This is a genomic window from Pseudomonas sp. PDM28 (assembly GCF_019219115.1).
GTDB classification, from domain to species: domain Bacteria; phylum Pseudomonadota; class Gammaproteobacteria; order Pseudomonadales; family Pseudomonadaceae; genus Aquipseudomonas; species Aquipseudomonas laurylsulfatiphila.
Window position 1 is genome coordinate 228,506 of record NZ_JAHUWG010000003.1, and the last position, 18,343, is coordinate 246,848.

The window sequence follows — 18,343 nt, forward strand, 5'->3', positions numbered from 1 at the left end:
GAAGGAACAATTTGGGGCCAGTACAGAACCCGGACACAGTCTATAGAAGCGTCAACGCCGGGCACATTAACCCTTGGTCGCGTCGTAGGCTACTTTTGCCTGCGCTACAACGCCAGTTTTCAATGCTCAAATCGCCGAAATCATTCGGTTTTTTTGCCACTGAGGCGCTCAAAAGCGTGACTACTGCGTGTGACGAAACCTGTATCGGCGCGAATCACAAAAAATGCGCCGATATCGTGTTTTTCCGCGTAGTCCCAACCGCGTTCCGGCCCAAGAATCAGCAACAGCGTCGACAAGCCATCGGCCATCAACGCTGAAGGATGAATCACCGTGACGGACGCCAGGGCGTGTGAGACGGGCGCACCGATGCGGGCATCGAAGGTGTGGGAAAAACGCTGCCCGCCTTGCTCGAAATAATTCCGGTAGTCGCCGGAAGTTGAAAGGCCATAACCGTCGACCGCAACGATGCGCTCGGCCACCTGTTGGTCATCGCGCGGCTCTTCCAGGGCAATGCGCCATGGCGAACCATCGGCTTTCTTACCGGCTGCCTTGAGCTCGCCCGTCGCCTCCACGAGGTAGTCGTGGATGCCCATCGCCTCGAGTTTTTCGGCAATCGTGTCCACCGCATAACCGGCGGCGATGCTGTTGAAATCGACCTCGACGGCGGCGTCCTTGCACAAATTGTCGCCATCGATGCGCAAGTGCTGATGGCCGACACGCCGGCGGGCTTCAGCGAGCGCTTCGGCGGCCGGGACCTTCTCCTCCCGGGCCTGCGGACCAAATCCCCAGAGGTTCAGCAACGGCTCCACCGTCAGATCGTAGGAACCCTCGCTTTGCACGGACAGTTGCTCGCCCACGCGGACCAACTCGAGGATCGACGCCGGCATTGCCTGACAGTCGTTGGCCGGCAATGCATTGAAGCGTTCGATGTCCGAGTCGCTGCGGTAAGTTGACATTTGCCGGTCCACGTCAGCGAGGATTTGCTCGACCTGGACACGGACTTCGCCAGGTGCCGGAAGGCCGGCATGGCGTACGTACTTGATCGAATAAGTGCTGCCCATGGTCGGGCCGCCGAAGCTTTCGAGGGCGTCGCTGTTGCCACAGCCTGATAGTGCGCCGAGCAGCAAAAATGCCACCCCCTGCCACCTGATCAACAATTCCCGAGCTCCCCAATACATACCCTGACACGCCGCCAGGGCCAGCCATTATGCGATAGAACTGTGGGAGCGGGCTTGCTCGCGAAGAGGCCGGCACATTCAACAGAGATGTCGACTGGTCCACCGCTTTCGCGAGCAAGCCCGCTCCCACAATTTTGATCTTCAGTGACCGCCAATCCCACGGTCGGCCACAATCCCTGTGGGAGCGGGCTTGGTCCGGGCGGCGATCCGACGAAGAGGCCGGCCGAACAACACCCCCCCTCAACGAACAAAAGCAGCCCAAACAAAAACGCCCCGACCAAAGTCGGGGCGTTTTCATGTGCAGCTAAGGCTTAACGCGGGAATGCTGGCGGGTTTACACCGGCCATGTCTTCCATCACGCGAACCACCTGGCAGCTGTAACCGAACTCGTTGTCGTACCAGACGTACAGAACAACGCGGTTATCCTGGGTGATGGTCGCTTCAGCGTCCACTACGCCTGCGTGGCGCGAGCCAACGAAGTCGGTGGAAACCACTTCCTGAGAGCTCACGTAGTCGATCTGCTTGTGCAGATCCGAGTGCATGGCCATCTGGCGCAGGTACTCGTTGATCTCTTCGCGAGTGGTGGCCTTTTCCAGGTTCAGGTTCAGGATGGCCATCGACACGTTCGGCGTAGGAACGCGAATCGCGTTGCCGGTCAGCTTGCCCTTGAGCACTGGCAGCGCCTTGGCGGCTGCGGTGGCGGCACCGGTCTCGGTGATCACCATGTTCAGCGGCGCGGCGCGGCCACGACGGCTGCCCTTGTGGAAGTTGTCGATCAGGTTCTGGTCGTTGGTGAACGAGTGAACGGTTTCGACGTGGCCGTTGACGATGCCGTACTTGTCGTTGACTGCCTTGAGCACCGGCACGATGGCGTTGGTGGTGCAGGACGCCGCCGAGATGATCTTGTCGTCAGGGGTGATGTCGCCGTGGTTGATGCCGTGCACGATGTTCTTCAGCGCGCCCTTGCCAGGTGCGGTGAGGATCACGCGGGCAGCGCCCGGGCAGGCCAGGTGCTGGCCCAGGCCGTCGGCGTCACGCCATACACCGGTGTTGTCGACGATCAGAGCGTTTTCGATGCCGTACTGGGTGTAGTCGACTTCGGCCGGGCTCTTGGCGTAGATAACTTGGATCAGGTTGCCGTTGGCGGTGATGGTGTTGTTGGCTTCATCGATGGTGATGGTGCCATCGAACGGACCATGCACCGAGTCACGACGCAGCAGGCTGGCGCGCTTGACCAGGTCGTTCTCGGCGCCCTTGCGGACAACGATGGCACGCAGGCGCAGGCCGTCGCCGCCACCGGTTTTCTCGATCAGGATGCGCGCCAGCAGACGGCCGATACGACCGAAGCCGTAGAGGACTACGTCGGTGCCTTTGCGGGCCGATGCGTTTTGCTGGCCAACCACGTCAGCCAGTTCTTCACGGACGAACTGCTCGGCAGTACGACCATTGCCTTCGGCCTTGAATTTGGCCGCCAGCTTGCCCAGGTCCACCGAAGCGGCGCCAAGCTTGAGTTCGCTCATCGCCTTGATCAGCGGGAATGTTTCGTGGACGGACAGCTCGCACTCGTCGGACTGACGGTGACGAGCAAAGCGGTGAGCTTTGAGAATCGCAATGACTGAACGATTGATCAGGCTGCGGCCATAGATCGAGCTCACCACGTTGTTATTGCGGTAGAGCTGACCGATAAGCGGAATCATCGCTTCTGCGAGTGCTTCACGGTCGATCCATTCACCAAGACACTGGTCGGGCTTCTGAGTCACGGGAACCTTCCACATGTAGGGGCAGAAAAAAGGGGCTACATTATGCCGCCGAGTGACAGCGGTAGCAATGCGCGCCCGTCGTGCTTTACGTAACAATTCGTCGTTCAAAAAAATTGCGCCTCGCGCAAACCCAATAAAACCGGGGCTTTCAGCGTAGTCAATTTTTTGGAGGTCACGCCTCGTTATCCGTAACCCTCCGTAACACTCGTTGCTTTTGCCACTACATATTCAATAATTTTTGGCAAAAAACCGTAGAATTTTGTCTTTACCACTACATTTCACCAAACCCGTGCTTTAGACGCAGTCAGCAACTGACAGGCGGCATCGTAGACCGCTACAATTACCGACTTTGTCGCAACGCTTGGAGCTCAACCTTCCGTGCCCGTTCTGCGTCTACCGCTTCTCCCTGCCGCGGCAGGTAAACAGCACTGGGGCAACCTGCCCGGTGCAGCCCTGAGCCTGGCCATCGCCGAGGCCGCCAGCGCTGCCAAGCGCTTTACCCTGCTGCTGACCGCCGACAGCCAAAGTGCCGAACGGCTGGAACAGGAGCTGGGTTTCTTCGCCCCGGATTTGCCCGTACTGCACTTTCCCGACTGGGAAACCCTGCCCTACGACCTGTTCTCGCCGCACCAGGACATCATTTCCCAGCGCATCGCCAGCCTGTACCGGTTGCCGGAACTGAGCCATGGCGTACTGGTGGTGCCGATCACCACCGCCCTGCATCGCCTGGCACCGACCAGATTCCTGCTCGGCAGCAGCCTGGTGCTGGACATCGGCCAGAAACTCGACGTCGAGCAGATGCGCACCCGGCTTGAAGCCACGGGTTATCGCTACGTCGATACGGTGTATGAACACGGCGAGTTCACGGTTCGCGGCTCGTTGATCGATCTGTTCCCGATGGGCAGCAAGCTGCCGTATCGCATCGACCTGTTCGACGACGAAATCGAAACCCTGCGCACCTTCGACCCGGAGAACCAGCGTTCCATCGACAAAGTCGACTCGGTCAAGCTGTTGCCGGCCAAGGAGTTCCCGCTACAGAAAGAAGCGGTCACCCGTTTCAAGGCGCGCTTCCGTGAGCGTTTTGACGTCGACTTCCGCCGCTGCCCGATCTTCCAGGACCTGAGCAGCGGGATTACCCCGGCCGGCATCGAGTACTACCTGCCGCTGTTCTTCGAAGAAACCTCGACGCTGTTCGATTACCTGCCCCAGGACACGCAAGTGTTTTCCCTGCCGGGCATCGAGCAAGCCGCGGAAAACTTCTGGAACGACGTGCGCAATCGCTATGAAGAACGCCGTGTCGACCCGTCCCGTCCTTTATTGCCGCCCGCCGAACTGTTCCTGCCGGTGGAAGATTGCTTCGCACGCCTGAAGAACTGGCCGCGCGTGGTGGCCAGTCAACAGGATGTGGAAAGCGGTGTCGGTCGCGAGCGCTTCCCGGCTCGCGAGTTGCCGAACCTGGCCATCGAAGCCAAGGCTACCCAGCCGTTGGCGGCATTGGCGGACTTCCTCGACCAGTTCCCCGGTCGCGTGCTGTTCACCGCCGAATCCGCAGGCCGTCGCGAAGTGCTGCTGGAGCTGCTGGAACGCCTGAAGCTGCGACCGAAAACCGTCGACAGCTGGCCGGATTTCGTCGCCGGCAAAGACCGCCTGGCGATCACCATCGCGCCGCTGGATGAAGGCCTGGTGCTGGACGATCCAGCCCTGGCCCTGGTTGCCGAAAGCCCGTTGTTCGGTCAGCGCGTGATGCAGCGCCGGCGCCGGGAAAAACGCGCCGATGCCAACAACGATGCCGTCATCAAGAACCTCACCGAGTTGCGCGAAGGTGCGCCGGTGGTGCACATCGACCACGGTGTCGGCCGTTACCTGGGCCTGGCAACCCTGGAAATCGACAACCAGACCGCCGAATTCCTTGCCCTGGAATATGCCGAAGGCGCCAAGCTCTACGTGCCGGTGGCCAACCTGCACCTGATCGCCCGCTACACCGGCAGCGATGACGCGCTGGCCCCGCTGCACCGCCTCGGTTCCGAGACCTGGCAGAAAGCCAAGCGCAAAGCCGCCGAACAGGTGCGCGACGTGGCCGCCGAGTTGCTCGACATCTATGCACGCCGCGCCGCCCGCGAAGGCTACGCTTTCGCCGATCCGAAAGCCGATTACGCCACCTTCAGCGCCGGTTTCCCGTTCGAAGAAACCCCGGACCAGCAGACCACCATTGAGGCGGTGCGCGAAGACATGCTCGCGCCCAAGCCGATGGATCGCCTGGTGTGCGGCGACGTCGGCTTCGGCAAGACCGAAGTGGCGATGCGCGCCGCGTTCATCGCCGTGCACGGTGGTCGCCAGGTGGCGATCCTGGTGCCGACCACCCTGCTCGCCCAGCAGCATTACAACAGCTTCCGCGACCGCTTCGCCGACTGGCCGGTGACCGTGGAAGTGATGAGCCGCTTCAAGTCGGCCAAGGAAGTGAATGCCGCCGTCGCCGATCTGGCCGAAGGCAAGATCGACATCGTCATCGGCACGCACAAGCTGCTGCAGGATGATGTGAAGATCAAAAACCTCGGCCTGGTGATCATCGACGAGGAACACCGTTTCGGCGTGCGCCAGAAAGAACAGCTCAAGGCCCTGCGCAGCGAAGTCGACATCCTGACACTGACCGCCACGCCGATTCCGCGCACGCTGAACATGGCGGTGTCGGGCATGCGCGACCTGTCGATCATCGCCACCCCGCCAGCCCGCCGCCTGTCGGTACGCACCTTCGTCATGGAGCAGAACAAGAGCACGGTCAAAGAGGCCTTGCTGCGTGAGTTGCTGCGTGGCGGCCAGGTCTATTACCTGCATAACGACGTGAAGACCATCGAGAAATGCGCCGCCGACCTCGCCGAGCTGGTACCGGAAGCACGGATCGCTATCGGTCACGGGCAGATGCGCGAGCGCGAACTCGAACAGGTGATGAGCGACTTCTACCACAAGCGCTTCAACGTGCTGATCGCCTCGACCATCATCGAGACCGGCATCGACGTACCGAGCGCCAACACCATCATCATCGAGCGTGCGGACAAGTTCGGCCTGGCCCAGTTGCACCAGCTGCGCGGCCGGGTCGGACGCAGTCACCACCAGGCCTATGCCTACCTGCTGACGCCACCGCGCCAGCAAATCACGCCGGACGCGGAAAAGCGCCTGGAAGCGATCGCCAACACCCAGGACCTCGGCGCGGGCTTCGTGCTCGCCACCAACGACCTGGAAATCCGTGGTGCCGGCGAACTGCTCGGTGACGGTCAGAGCGGGCAGATCCAGGCGGTCGGCTTTACGCTGTACATGGAAATGCTCGAGCGCGCGGTGAAGTCGATCCGCAAGGGCGAGCAGCCGAACCTCGATCAACCGCTCGGCGGTGGTCCTGAAGTCAACTTGCGGGTACCGGCGCTGATTCCGGAAGACTACCTGCCGGATGTCCACGCCCGCCTGATTCTCTACAAGCGCATTGCCTCGGCCACCGATGAGGACGGTCTCAAGGATTTGCAGGTGGAGATGATCGATCGTTTCGGCCTGTTGCCGGAACCGACCAAGAACCTGATCCGCATCACTGCATTGAAGTTGCAGGCCGAGCAACTGGGCATCAAGAAAGTCGACGGCGGCCCGCAAGGCGGTCGCGTCGAGTTCGCTACGCAGACGCCGGTCGACCCGCTGACCCTGATCAAGCTGATCCAGAGCCAGCCAAAACGCTACAAATTCGAAGGGGCCACGATGTTCAAGTTCATGGTTCCGATGGAGCGCCCGGAAGAGCGCTTTAATACTGTAGAGGCGCTGTTCGAGCGCCTCGTTCCGAAAACTGCTTGAAGGACGCCGCATGCGCCTGTTCCGCTCACTGACCCTGCTGACCCTTTTGATGCCAGCGCTGGCCGCCCCCACGGCATTTGCCGATGACCTGTATCAGGTCGAAATGATTCTGGTCCGGCAAAACGCCGTGCCGGCGATTGTCAGCCGCGCCGCACCGGAAGACTGGGCCGCTGGCGCCCAACCCGTCAGCCCCGACAGCCTGCGTACGCCAAGCCTGAATGGCGAGGTGGAAAAACTCACCAGCAGCGCCGACTACACGGTGTTGCTGCACAAGGCCTGGCAACAGACGCTCGGCGAAAACGCCAGCAAAGTGGCGATCAGCGACGGCAAGGAACAATATGGTCAGTTCCCGATCGAGGGCACGCTGAGCATGAAACTGGGACGCTTTACCGACGTCGACGCCGACTTCTGGGTCAATCAGATCGATGCCAATGGCATGGTGACTGCCAGCGAGCGCTTGAAACAGGAAAGCCACACCAAGAACGGCCAGCTGAACTTCCTCGACAACGGCCACCTCGGCCTGCTGATCAAGATCACTTCGCTGACCGCCCCCGCCCCCCGAGCAGCTCCCGAAGAAATTCCGGACTGATTCCCTATGTCCGCGACCCTGAGCAAACCCCTGGCACCATCCTGGGTCAGCCGATTCAAGGAACAGAGCCTGGAGCGTGGTCGCCGTTACGCGCTGGAGAATCGAGTCAGGATCGTCGAGGCCGGCGACGCAACCATCGTCGCCGCGTGCGAAGGCTCGGGCGGTAACGTTTACCGTCAGACCATTCGCCTGCGCGAGTCAGCCAAAGGCACGCTGCTGATGGTCGATGCCACCTGCTCCTGCCCGGTCCACAGCAACTGCAAACATTGCGCAGCGGTGCTCCTGCAAGTGCAGGAAACCCTCGACTACCCCGCTGCCGCCAAAGACGCCGAACTCCTGGAAAAACTCCAGGCTGTCCTGGAAAACCGCAGCCCGAAAGCCCCGCCGCAAGTGCTGGTGGACAATGTGCAACCGGTACCGCGCCTGTGGCTGGCCAGCATCGAGTTCAGCGCCTTCGAACCGCGCAACGGCCGAATGCAGCGTTACATCCAGCATCGGGCGGCGCTGTCTTTCAGCTATCTGGACGAATACGTTAGCGGACAGAAAAACACCGACATCCTGATTCGCCAGGAAACCCAGACACTGCGGATAAAACGCCACCCGGACGTGGAACAGTCCTACCGGGAACAGCTGCGAATCCTCGGTTTCAAAGTCGCCACCCGGCAAAGCAAGGCTTTGCCGGAAAGTGCTGGCGAGCTGTTCGAAATGGTCAATGACAGCGCCTGGCTGACCTTTACCCTCAATGAACTGCCGAAGTTGCGCACCCAGGGCTGGGAATTGCAGATCGACGAGGACTTCGGTTTCGACCTGACAGCGGTAGACGACTGGTACGCCACCGTCGAACAGGCACCGGAGCGCGACTGGTTCGACCTCGAACTGGGGATCATCGTCAACGGCGAGCGCCTGAGCCTGTTGCCGATCCTGCTCAACCTGATGCGCTCCCACACCGAAATCCTCAACCCGGAGCGCCTTGCCCGACGCCGCGACGACGAGTTGATCCTGGTCAACATCCCTCATCGCCCGAACTCCGAGCACGGCCCGCTGCAAGTCGCCCTGCCCTTCGGCCGCCTGAAACCGGTGCTGGCCACCCTCGGCGAGTTCTACCTGCAGGAGCCCGGCGACACCACGCTGCGCCTGAGCAAGGCCGATGCCACGCGCCTGAACCCGCTGGAAGACATGCCACTGCTCTGGGAGGGCGGCGAACAGATCCGCACCTTTGCCCAGCGCCTGCGCGACATCAAGGACCACACGGCTGCCGCCCCGGAAGGTTTGAATGCGACGCTGCGCCCGTATCAGCTTGAGGGCTTGAGCTGGATGCAATCACTGCGACAGCTGGAAGTGGGTGGCATTCTCGCGGACGACATGGGCCTGGGCAAAACCCTGCAGACACTGGCGCACGTGCTGAGCGAGAAAAACGCCGGCCGTCTCGATCGGCCGTGCATGGTCGTGATGCCGACCAGCCTGATCCCCAACTGGCTCGACGAAGCGGCGCACTTTACGCCACAGCTCAAGGTACTGGCGCTGTACGGCGCCAGCCGCAAAAAACACTTCGACAAGCTGGCCGACTACGACCTGATCCTGACCACCTACGCGCTGCTGCCCAAAGACGTCGAGCGCCTGGCGGCGCAGCCCTTGCACATTCTGGTGCTGGATGAAGCGCAGTACATCAAGAACCCGACCAGCAAGGCCGCCCAGGCTGCCCGCGAGCTCAATGCCCGGCAGCGCCTGTGCCTGAGCGGCACACCGCTGGAAAACCATCTTGGCGAACTCTGGTCACTGTTTCACTTCCTCTTGCCCGGCTGGCTCGGCGACGTCAAAAGCTTCAACCGCGATTACCGCGTACCGATTGAAAAACGCACCAGCGAGGTCAGGCTTCAGCACCTCAACGGCCGGATCAAGCCCTTCCTGCTGCGCCGCACCAAGGAACAGGTGGCCACCGAGTTGCCGCCGAAAACCGAGATCATCCACTGGGTCGAACTCAACGAGGCCCAGCGTGACGTTTACGAAACCATGCGCCTGGCCATGGACAAGAAAGTCCGCGACGAAATCACCCGCAAAGGCGTGGCCCGCAGCCAGATCATCATTCTCGAAGCGCTGCTGAAACTGCGCCAGGTGTGCTGCGATTTGCGCCTGGTCAATGAGGCGACCCTGCCAAGCCGTGGCAGCACCTCGGGCAAACTCGACAGCCTGATGGAAATGCTCGAGGAATTGTTCGAGGAGGGTCGGCGGATCCTGCTGTTCTCGCAGTTCACTTCAATGTTGTCGCTGATTGAGGATGAGCTGAACAAGCGTGGAATCGCCTACGCCCTGCTAACCGGCCAGACCCGCGACCGCCGCACACCGGTGAAGGAATTCCAGAGCGGCAAGCGTCAGATATTTCTGATCAGCCTGAAGGCCGGCGGCGTTGGCCTGAACCTGACCGAAGCGGACACGGTGATTCACTACGACCCGTGGTGGAACCCGGCGACGGAAAACCAGGCGACCGACCGGGCGTATCGCATCGGCCAGGAGAAGCCCGTGTTCGTTTACAAACTGATTGCGCGCGGCACGGTGGAAGAGAAGATCCAGCACCTGCAGAAGGAAAAGTCCGACCTCGCGGCCGGCGTGCTGGATGGGCGCAAGGCCGGGGACTGGAAACTGCAGAACGATGATATCGAGGCGTTGTTTGCGCCGTTGCCGGAAAATCTCGGAAAGCGCTGAGATTTGCGGTGCTTGAACCGGCCCCTTCGCTGGCAAGCCAGCTCCCACAGTGACCGCGCCGAACACAAATTCTGCGAACACCACTAAACCTGTGGGAGCGGGCTTGCCCGCGAAGGGAGCAACTCGGCACCAAGGCTGACTCAGCCCTTGAGCACCCGCGCCAACGTCGATTTCACCTTGCCCATGCCGTCATGCAACGCCTGCTCGATCTCGGCCATGGTAATCACCGCCGTCGACTTGCCCGCCGCCGGGTTCACCACCAGCGCCAGACAGGCGTAATCCAGTTCCAGCTCGCGGGCCAGGGCCGCTTCCGGCATACCGGTCATGCCGACGATGTCGCAACCATCACGCTCCAGCCGGGCGATTTCAGCCACCGTCTCCAGGCGCGGCCCTTGAGTGCAGGCATACACGCCATGACTGCTGTAGCCCACACCTTCCGCCGCCAGCGCCGCGATCAATTGCTGGCGCAACGGCTCGCTGTAGGGGTAGCTGAAGTCGATATGGGTAACGTGTTCCAGATCATCGGCAAAGTAGGTGTGCTCGCGACCGCTGGTGTAGTCGATCAACTGATGCGGCACGCAAAAGTGCCCGGTGCCCATGGCGGCGTGAATTCCGCCCACGGCATTGACCGCCAGAATGGCTTCGGCACCGGCCTGCTTAAGCGCCCAGAGGTTGGCGCGATAGTTGACCTGATGCGGCGGAAAACGATGGGGATGGCCATGACGTGCAAGGAACAGCACTTCCTTGCCGGCATACTCGCCGATCTGAACATCGGCCGAAGGTGCGCCATAAGGCGTATCCACTGCCAGTGACTGGCGAATGCTCAGGCCTTCGAGTTGAGTCAGGCCGGTGCCACCGATAATCGCGTAAACCGTCATAACGAACAGTCCTTAATCAATCAATTGAGCTTCTTTGAGCGCGTTGACAGCGGCCAGCCAGCGCGGATCTTGACGGTATTCGGTGCTGGCAAACGACTGGCCGCGCATCCGCGCAATGCGCCCGGAAGGCTTGACCTTCAGGCGTTGCGCAGCGCTCAGGGCCAGTTCGGCGGCAGCGCGATCGTTGCACACCAGGCCCATGTCGCAACCGGCCGTCAGCGCCGCTTCGATACGGCTGGCGGCATCGCCGACCACGTGGGCGCCTGCCATGGACAGGTCGTCACTGAAGATCACGCCATCGAACTGCAACTCGCCGCGCAGGATGTCCTGCAACCAGCGGCGGGAGAAGCCTGCGGGCTGGGAATCGACCTGTGGATAAATAACGTGGGCCGGCATGATCGCGGCCAGTTGCTTGCTCAACTTGGAAAACGGCACCAGGTCGTTGGCGCGGATCTCATCGAGACTGCGCTCATCATTCGGGATCGCGACGTGGGAATCGGCTTCGGCCCAGCCATGGCCAGGGAAATGCTTGCCGGTAGCGGCCATCCCGGCGCTGTTCATGCCGCGGATGAATGCACCCGCGAGCAAGGCAGCGCGCTCGGGATCACCTTCGAACGAACGGGTGCCGACAACGGCGCTGCGCTGGTAATCAAGGTCGAGCACCGGGGCGAAACTCAGGTCCAGGCCAACGGCCAGCACTTCGGTCGCCATGATCCAGCCGCACTGCTCGGCCAGGTATTCGGCGTTCGGGTTGTCGGCAATGGCGCGCATGGCGGGCAGGCGCACGAAACCCTGGCGCAGGCGCTGCACGCGGCCGCCCTCTTGGTCCACCGCCAACAGCAGATCGGGGCGAATGGCGCGAATCGCTGCACTCAGCTCACGCACCTGGCGTGGATGCTCAATGTTACGGGCAAAGATGATCAGGCCACCCACCTCGGGCTGGCGCAACAATTGGCGATCTTCAGCCGTCAGCCAGGTACCGGCGACGTCCACCATCAACGAGCCTTGCAAGCCAGCAGTCATAAAAATTCCTTGATAACAGAAAACCCGGCCCAAGCGAATTCGCCGCCAGGGGCAAGGCCTGGCAGATTGGCGAGTTCGATGGGAAGCGGGTTCAGAACGAGAGTCGGCATGGGCGGCTAGCTTAGCGGATGTCAGCTGCCGCGCCCACCCGTGTGCGGTTAAACCTTGGCGGCAACCGGTGTCGATTTGCTGCGCGGACGCAACTGGGCAGTGGCCATGGCGGTATCGGTCACACCGGATTCGGCACGCATGCCGGCGGCCAGGAACGGCACCATCAGGCGCATGACCTGCTCGATCGAGGTGTTCACGCCGAAGTCGGTTTCGGCAATCGCGCGCAAGGCCTTGATACCGGACATGCTGAACGCCGCGGCACCGAGCATGAAGTGCACGCGCCAGAACAGTTCGATAGGGGGAATACGCGGCGCCGCTTCGTTGACCAGCATCATGTAGCGGCGGAACACCTTGCCGTACATGTCCTCCAGATAACGACGCAAGTGCCCCTGGCTCTGACTGAACGCCAGCCCCAGCAAACGCATGAAGATGGACAGGTCGTTGCCGCTGCGCGGCTGCACCACAAGGGCCTGCTCGACGAGGATTTCCAGCAACTCTTCGAGGGTCGGCTTGATTTCAGGCTTGGCCTGACGCCGCTCCAGTTCTTTATCGAGGCTGATGCAGAACGGCCCGAGGAACCGCGAGAAAACCGCCTGGATCAACGCCTTCTTCGAACCGAAGTGATAGTTCACCGCCGCCAGGTTGACACCGGCCTTGCTGGTGATCAGGCGCAACGAGGTTTCGGCGAAACCTTTTTCCGCGAACAACTGCTCGGCTGCATCAAGAATGCGTTCAACGGTTTCCGACTGGGCCATGGCTACTCCGCCTGACAAACACTTGTTTGAAACATACGTTTCAGCCTGTGCCTTGTCAAGTCTGGCAGTTCGTTTCGGGAATGGTCGGTCAGATATTTAACCACACAACGGCGAAGCTTGAATCCACTGACTGATTGACCGTCTGGCGGCGACTGAAAAATGGAGCATTGCCAAGACCGACTTACTGTATATAATCCCAGTCACTGTATAAAAAAACAGAGCGATCAATATGCTAAAGCTGACGCCACGACAAGCAGAGATTCTGGCTTTCATCAAACGCTGCCTGGAAGACAACGGATACCCCCCCACCCGTGCGGAAATCGCTCAGGAACTGGGTTTCAAGTCACCCAATGCGGCGGAAGAGCACCTCAAGGCGCTGGCCCGCAAAGGTGCCATCGAGATGACGCCTGGCGCCTCCCGTGGCATTCGCATCCCCGGCTTCGAAGCCAAGGCCGACGATTCCACCCTGCCAATCATTGGCCGGGTCGCAGCCGGCGCCCCGATTCTAGCGCAGCAACACATCGAAGAGTCCTGCAACATCAATCCTGCCTTCTTCCATCCGCGCGCCGACTACCTGCTGCGCGTCCACGGGATGAGCATGAAGGATGTCGGCATTTTCGACGGCGACCTGCTGGCCGTCCACACTACCCGCGAAGCCCGTAACGGCCAGATCGTGGTTGCACGAATCGGCGACGAAGTGACCGTCAAGCGCTTCAAGCGTGACGGCAGCAAAGTCTGGCTGATCGCCGAGAACCCCGAGTTCGCCCCTATCGAAGTGAACCTTCAAGATCAGGAACTGGTGATCGAAGGCTTGAGTGTCGGCGTGATTCGCCGCTAAAGGAGGCTCCATGCAGTTCCCACAGCCATCACCACAGCAAACCCAACTGCCGTTGTTCGAAGCGTTCATGGCACAGCCATTGGCGCCGATCCTGAAAGACGTAGTCGAGTCCCCCTGGAGCGCCGAACCTGACGTTTTCAGCGAGCTGTCACTGCGTGGTGCAGCCGGGAACTGCCTGAACCTTCTGGCACCGATCCTCAGGGAATTGAGCCAGGAGCAGGACGCACGCTGGCTGACACTGATCGCGCCGCCCGCCAGCCTGACTCAAGCCTGGCTGCGAGATGCCGGCCTCAACCGCGAGCGCATTCTGTTGCTGCACCCCCGAGGCACCCAAAGTGCTCAGCAACTGACCTGCGAAGCCCTGCGTCTTGGGCGCAGCCATACGGTTGTCAGCTGGCTCAATCCGCTGAGCAGCCAATCCCGGCAACAGCTGATCAGCGCCGCCCGGACCGGGGACGCTCAGAGCCTGAACATTCGTTTGGGATAACTGACAGCCGGGGCGCGAGCTTAACCGCGCGAGGCTTCTCCAGGGAGAGAGAAGCCGATGTGTAGCAACATCAGGAAAACCGACGGACGGGGATCAATGAAGAACCCGTGGCCCCTCGTCCTTGTCGAATTCGCCTTCAACCAGGCGACCTGCCATCTGGACTCCCACGCTCAACATCGCCTTGGCGACTTCCACGTGTTGCCCTTGCAGGAACGCTTTGGCGTCCTCGGAGAAATCCAAAGTAACCAGAGAACCCTCGTCCTCGGCCCTGCGCAGCTCGATACGGCCGTCTGGTAACTCGACAATTTCTAGAAAGGACGTTGGCATAAAGGACTGTTCTCCACGAAAGGCGGGGATTATATAGGCATCGGCCAGGCTTCGCTCGGGATCTTGATCAGATGCCACCCCAAAACTGTTTCTGTCAGCACTCGTTCAGGCCTTCGCGAAAGCGGATCGCCAATCCTTTCAGATTCTGGCGCCAGCTCTCCAGCTCTTCCCGACTCAGTTCCTCTGGCTCATCCACTTCATCCAGATTGACAGCCTGAATCAGTGGCTGGGTCACGTCCCCTTTTGACTTGTGGGGCGCGCGCGGCGGCTGAAACAACGCAGCATGGGCAGCCAACAACTTGGCCAGCCAGGTCTCCGGGTTATTGGCCAGTTCGACCAGCTCAGCCATTTCCGGAATGGCGATGGTTTCCAGCACTTCGCGAGTCAGCAGCAGCTCCGCACGGGGTGCATTGGCCTGAGGCAGGCGATAGAAGCCGGCGATTTCATGACACAGGCCCAACAGCGCGCCGTACAGGTGAAACAGCGCTGATTCGCGTCCGGCCTGGATCAGCGCCAGCGAATTCATCGCCCGACCCTCTTCAGTGCGCGCCAGTGCTTCCAGCGACAAGCCGGCGAAGTAAATCTTCTGATTGGTGCGGGTATAAAGTTCGTGGGCCATGACGGCAGCCTCCACAACGAATTAATTGCTTCACGCAGGTCCTGTGTAGGAGCGAGCCTGCTCGCGATGGACGTCAACGATGACGCGGGAAGCCTGGCACCCCGCGGTGGTCTCCGGTTCATCGCGAGCAAGCTCGCTCCTACAAGGGTCTTGCGATTCTACGCCTTCGCAGTTCCCATGCGGCCTTTTGTAGGAGCAAGCTCGCTCCTACAGTTTCAAGCCTTCGCAGCCGGACGCTTGTCTTCAACCGTCCACTTGCCACCGTCGTAGAACGCTTTCCAGCCAGTCGGCTTACCGTCAACTTCGGTCTGCACGTACTGTTCCTTGGTCTTGCGGCTGTAACGAATCACAGCCGGGAGGCCGTCCGGATCTTTCTTTGGCGCTTCGCAGAGGAAGTGATACTTCGGATCGATCTCATCCTTGTGCGGCACGATCTCGATAACCAGCGGAGCACGCGTCTCACGGTTTTTCGGGAACTGGCTGGCCGCCAGGAACAGGCCGGATGCACCGTCGCGCAGGATATAGGTGTCGTTGACCTTTTCGCATTTCAGCTCAGGCATCTTCACCGGGTCCATCTTCGGCGGCGCCGCATCACCGCTCTTCAGCAGTTTGCGGGTATTCTTGCAGGTCGCGTTGGTGCAACCGAAGAACTTGCCGAAACGGCCGGTCTTGAGCTGCATCTCGCTGCCGCACTTGTCGCATTCCAGGCTCGGACCTTCATAGCCCTTGATGCGATAGGTGCCCTCTTCGATTTCGTAGCCGTCGCAATCCGGGTTGTTACCGCAAATGTGCAGCTTGCGCTTCTCGTCCAGCAGGTAGGCATCCATCGCCGTGCTGCAGATCGGGCAGCGATGCTTGCCACGCAATACCAGCGACTCCGACTCACCTTCGTCGTCCGCGGCGATTTCGTCGCCCGGCACCAGGTTGACGGTGGCCTTGCAGCGCTCTTTCGGCGGCAGGCTGTAACCTGAGCAACCGAGGAACACGCCGGTCGACGCGGTACGAATCTGCATCGGACGACCGCAGGTCGTGCACGGAATGTCGGTCATCACCGGCTGGTTGGCACGCATGCCGTTTTCCGGGCTTTCGGCTACTTCGAGCTTCTTCTTGAAGTCGCCGTAGAACTCGTCGAGCACGTTTTTCCAGTCGCGTTCGCCCTGGGCCACATCATCGAGATGCTCTTCCATGCCGGCGGTGAAACCGTAGTCCATCAGGTTCGAGAAGCTCTCGGCCAGGCGCTCGGTGACGATGTCGCCCATCTTTTCCGAGTAGAAGCGACGGTTGTGCAACGCCACGTAACCACGGTCCTGAATGGTCGAAATGATCGCTGCGTAGGTCGAAGGACGACCGATGCCGCGTTTTTCCATTTCCTTGACCAGGCTGGCTTCCGAGTAACGCGCCGGTGGCTTGGTGAAGTGCTGGGTCGGATCAAGCTTGATCAGCTTCATCGCATCGCCCTGGGCCATGTCCGGCAGCACATCGTCGTCGCCTGGCTTGGCGATTTGCGGCATGACACGGGTGTAACCGTCGAACTTCAGGATGCGGCCCTTGGCACGCAGCTCGAAGTCGCCAGCGCCCACAGTCACGGTCGTCGACAGGTATTGCGCCGGCAGCATCTGGCAAGCCAGGAACTGGCGCCAGATCAGCTCGTAGAGGCGCTCAGCGTCACGCTCCATGCCCGACAGCTTGCTTGGCTCAGTGTTGGCGTCGGACGGACGAATCGCTTCGTGAGCCTCTTGTGCGCCTTCCTTGCTGCTGTAGACGTTCGGGGTTTCCGGCAGGTACTTCTTGCCGAACTCGCCTTCAATATAAGTACGCGCCATCGCCACGGCATCAACCGAGAGGTTGGTCGAGTCGGTACGCATGTAAGTGATGTAGCCGGCTTCGTACAGACGCTGGGCCATCATCATGGTTTTCTTCACCCCGAAGCCCAGGCGGTTGCTCGCGGCCTGCTGCAGTGTGGAGGTGATGAACGGCGCCGACGGCTTGCTGCTGGTCGGTTTGTCTTCGCGCTTGACGATGCTGTAGCTGGAAGCCTTGAGCTTCTCCAGCGCGGCCATGGCCTGGGCTTCGTTGAGCGGCTTGAAGGCTTCGCCTTTCTCGCGGGCCACGTCGAAACGCACGGTCGCGCCTTTTGCGGTGCCGAGGTCGGCGTGGACTTCCCAGTACTCTTCCGGGATGAACGCACGGATTTCACGTTCGCGCTCAACCACCAGCTTCACGGCAACCGATTGCACGCGACCGGCGGACAGACCGCGCGCGATCTTGGCCCACAGCAGTGGCGACACCATGTAGCCCACGACGCGGTCGAGGAAGCGACGGGCCTGCTGGGCGTTGACGCGGTCGATATCCAGCTCGCCCGGCTGGGAGAAGGCTTCCTGGATCGCCTTCTTGGTGATTTCGTTGAACACCACGCGCTTGTAGCGGCTGTCGTCACCACCGATGGCTTCGCGCAGGTGCCAGGCAATGGCTTCCCCCTCGCGGTCCAAGTCGGTTGCGAGATAGATGGTGTCAGCATCCTTGGCGAGCCGGCGCAGCTCTTCGATGACTTTTTCCTTGCCCGGGAGGATCTCGTACTTGGCTTTCCAGCCATGATCCGGATCGACCCCCATGCGTGCGACCAGCTGCTTGCGCGCTTTTTCTTTAGGCGACAGTGCCGGCGCTTCACCCGCAGCAGCCTTGCCGCGCTTGGCGGCTGGCTCTTTGCTGGCGCTAGCCGAACCGCTGGTGGGCAGGTCTCGGATATGGCCGATACTCGACTTCACCACGTATTCGTTGCCCAAATACTTGTTGATGGTCTTGGCCTTAGCCGGGGATTCCACAATGACCAGCGATTTGCCCATGGATCAGAAAATTCCTGAATTCGAGAAGTGAAAGGCGATTGGCGCCTGACGCGGCACCGCTATATATAGTGGCTACAAGGTGAGGTCAAGCGCAGGGTATTGCGCGCACTCAGCTTATGGCTTGGTAAAAGGGCACTCTTCGGCCTGCACCAAAGCAAAGCGTGGCACCTGTTCGCCGTCAACCTCGACGGACTCCAGGAACATGCTCAAGGGACGCACCCAAAAGCCGTAATCGCCATACAGGGCTTGATAGAAGACCACTTCTTCTTCGGTTTCCGAATGCCGCGCAACACTGAACACGCGGTACTGCGGACCTTTGTAATGTTGGTAGAGCCCAGGTTGTATCGGCATGCTTTGGCCCTCACTCAAATTTTTTAAAAATAAAAACAAAATAAATCCGGAAAAAC

Annotated in this window: 14 protein-coding genes; 5 read left to right on the forward strand and 9 right to left on the reverse strand. The window is 60.6% G+C overall.

The features are described 5' to 3' along the window. Positions 1-140: 140 nt before the first annotated feature. Together KW841_RS07520 and KW841_RS07525 are read right to left on the reverse strand one after the other, a co-directional pair. A complete protein-coding gene (locus tag KW841_RS07520; RefSeq protein WP_218474975.1) occupies positions 141-1,178 on the reverse strand; it encodes an FAD:protein FMN transferase in 1,038 nt (345 codons plus the stop codon). 311 nt (positions 1,179-1,489) lie between these two features. After that, positions 1,490-2,953, reverse strand: a complete 1,464-nt coding sequence (locus tag KW841_RS07525) for a glyceraldehyde-3-phosphate dehydrogenase (protein WP_104449718.1) — start codon at positions 2,951-2,953, stop codon at positions 1,490-1,492. A 363-nt stretch (positions 2,954-3,316) separates the two neighbouring features. Between KW841_RS07525 and mfd the strand changes: the two genes are divergently transcribed. From mfd to KW841_RS07540, 3 genes are read left to right on the forward strand one after another with little or no spacing between them, the layout of a single operon-like run. After that, positions 3,317-6,766, forward strand: a complete 3,450-nt coding sequence (gene mfd / locus KW841_RS07530) for a transcription-repair coupling factor (protein ID WP_218474977.1) — start codon at positions 3,317-3,319, stop codon at positions 6,764-6,766. A gap of 10 nt (positions 6,767-6,776) precedes the next feature. Next, entirely contained in the window at positions 6,777-7,355 is a 579-nt protein-coding gene (locus KW841_RS07535) for a CsiV family protein (protein ID WP_218474979.1), read from the forward strand. A gap of 6 nt (positions 7,356-7,361) precedes the next feature. Continuing rightward, a complete protein-coding gene (locus tag KW841_RS07540) occupies positions 7,362-10,055 on the forward strand; it encodes a DEAD/DEAH box helicase (RefSeq protein WP_218474981.1) in 2,694 nt (897 codons plus the stop codon). 140 nt (positions 10,056-10,195) lie between these two features. Here the strand turns inward: KW841_RS07540 and KW841_RS07545 are convergent, their stop codons facing one another. The 3 genes from KW841_RS07545 to KW841_RS07555 form a co-directional block, all read right to left on the reverse strand. Further along, a complete protein-coding gene (locus KW841_RS07545; protein ID WP_007974037.1) occupies positions 10,196-10,933 on the reverse strand; it encodes an S-methyl-5'-thioinosine phosphorylase in 738 nt (245 codons plus the stop codon). A gap of 12 nt (positions 10,934-10,945) precedes the next feature. After that, on the reverse strand, positions 10,946-11,956 hold the full coding sequence (nagZ, locus tag KW841_RS07550; RefSeq protein ID WP_218474983.1) for a beta-N-acetylhexosaminidase: 1,011 nt from the start codon (positions 11,954-11,956) through the stop codon (positions 10,946-10,948). A 158-nt stretch (positions 11,957-12,114) separates the two neighbouring features. Continuing rightward, on the reverse strand, positions 12,115-12,822 hold the full coding sequence (locus KW841_RS07555; RefSeq protein WP_007974041.1) for a TetR/AcrR family transcriptional regulator: 708 nt from the start codon (positions 12,820-12,822) through the stop codon (positions 12,115-12,117). Between the two features lie 229 nt (positions 12,823-13,051). On the opposite strand from KW841_RS07555, the gene lexA reads away from it, so the two are divergent. Together lexA and sulA are read left to right on the forward strand one after the other, a co-directional pair. Further along, complete coding sequence (gene lexA / locus KW841_RS07560; protein ID WP_007974043.1) at positions 13,052-13,660, forward strand: transcriptional repressor LexA; 609 nt, start codon at positions 13,052-13,054, stop codon at positions 13,658-13,660. Positions 13,661-13,670: 10 nt separating this feature from the next. Further along, positions 13,671-14,147: an SOS-induced cell division inhibitor SulA gene (gene sulA, locus KW841_RS07565; RefSeq protein ID WP_218474985.1), complete on the forward strand. Its 477-nt coding sequence runs from the start codon at positions 13,671-13,673 to the stop codon at positions 14,145-14,147. A gap of 93 nt (positions 14,148-14,240) precedes the next feature. Here sulA and KW841_RS07570 read toward each other — a convergent pair whose 3' ends face one another. The 4 genes from KW841_RS07570 to KW841_RS07585 form a co-directional block, all read right to left on the reverse strand. Next, positions 14,241-14,474, reverse strand: coding sequence for a hypothetical protein (locus KW841_RS07570; RefSeq protein WP_007991404.1), 234 nt, complete (start codon positions 14,472-14,474; stop codon positions 14,241-14,243). A 94-nt stretch (positions 14,475-14,568) separates the two neighbouring features. Next, positions 14,569-15,093 (reverse strand): DUF6586 family protein, encoded by a 525-nt coding sequence (locus KW841_RS07575; RefSeq protein WP_218474988.1) that lies wholly within the window; start codon positions 15,091-15,093, stop codon positions 14,569-14,571. A 215-nt stretch (positions 15,094-15,308) separates the two neighbouring features. Then, positions 15,309-17,936, reverse strand: coding sequence for a type I DNA topoisomerase (topA, locus tag KW841_RS07580; protein ID WP_015095955.1), 2,628 nt, complete (start codon positions 17,934-17,936; stop codon positions 15,309-15,311). Between the two features lie 114 nt (positions 17,937-18,050). Next, entirely contained in the window at positions 18,051-18,287 is a 237-nt protein-coding gene (locus KW841_RS07585; RefSeq protein WP_218474991.1) for a DUF1653 domain-containing protein, read from the reverse strand. Between the last annotated feature and the right edge of the window lie 56 nt (positions 18,288-18,343).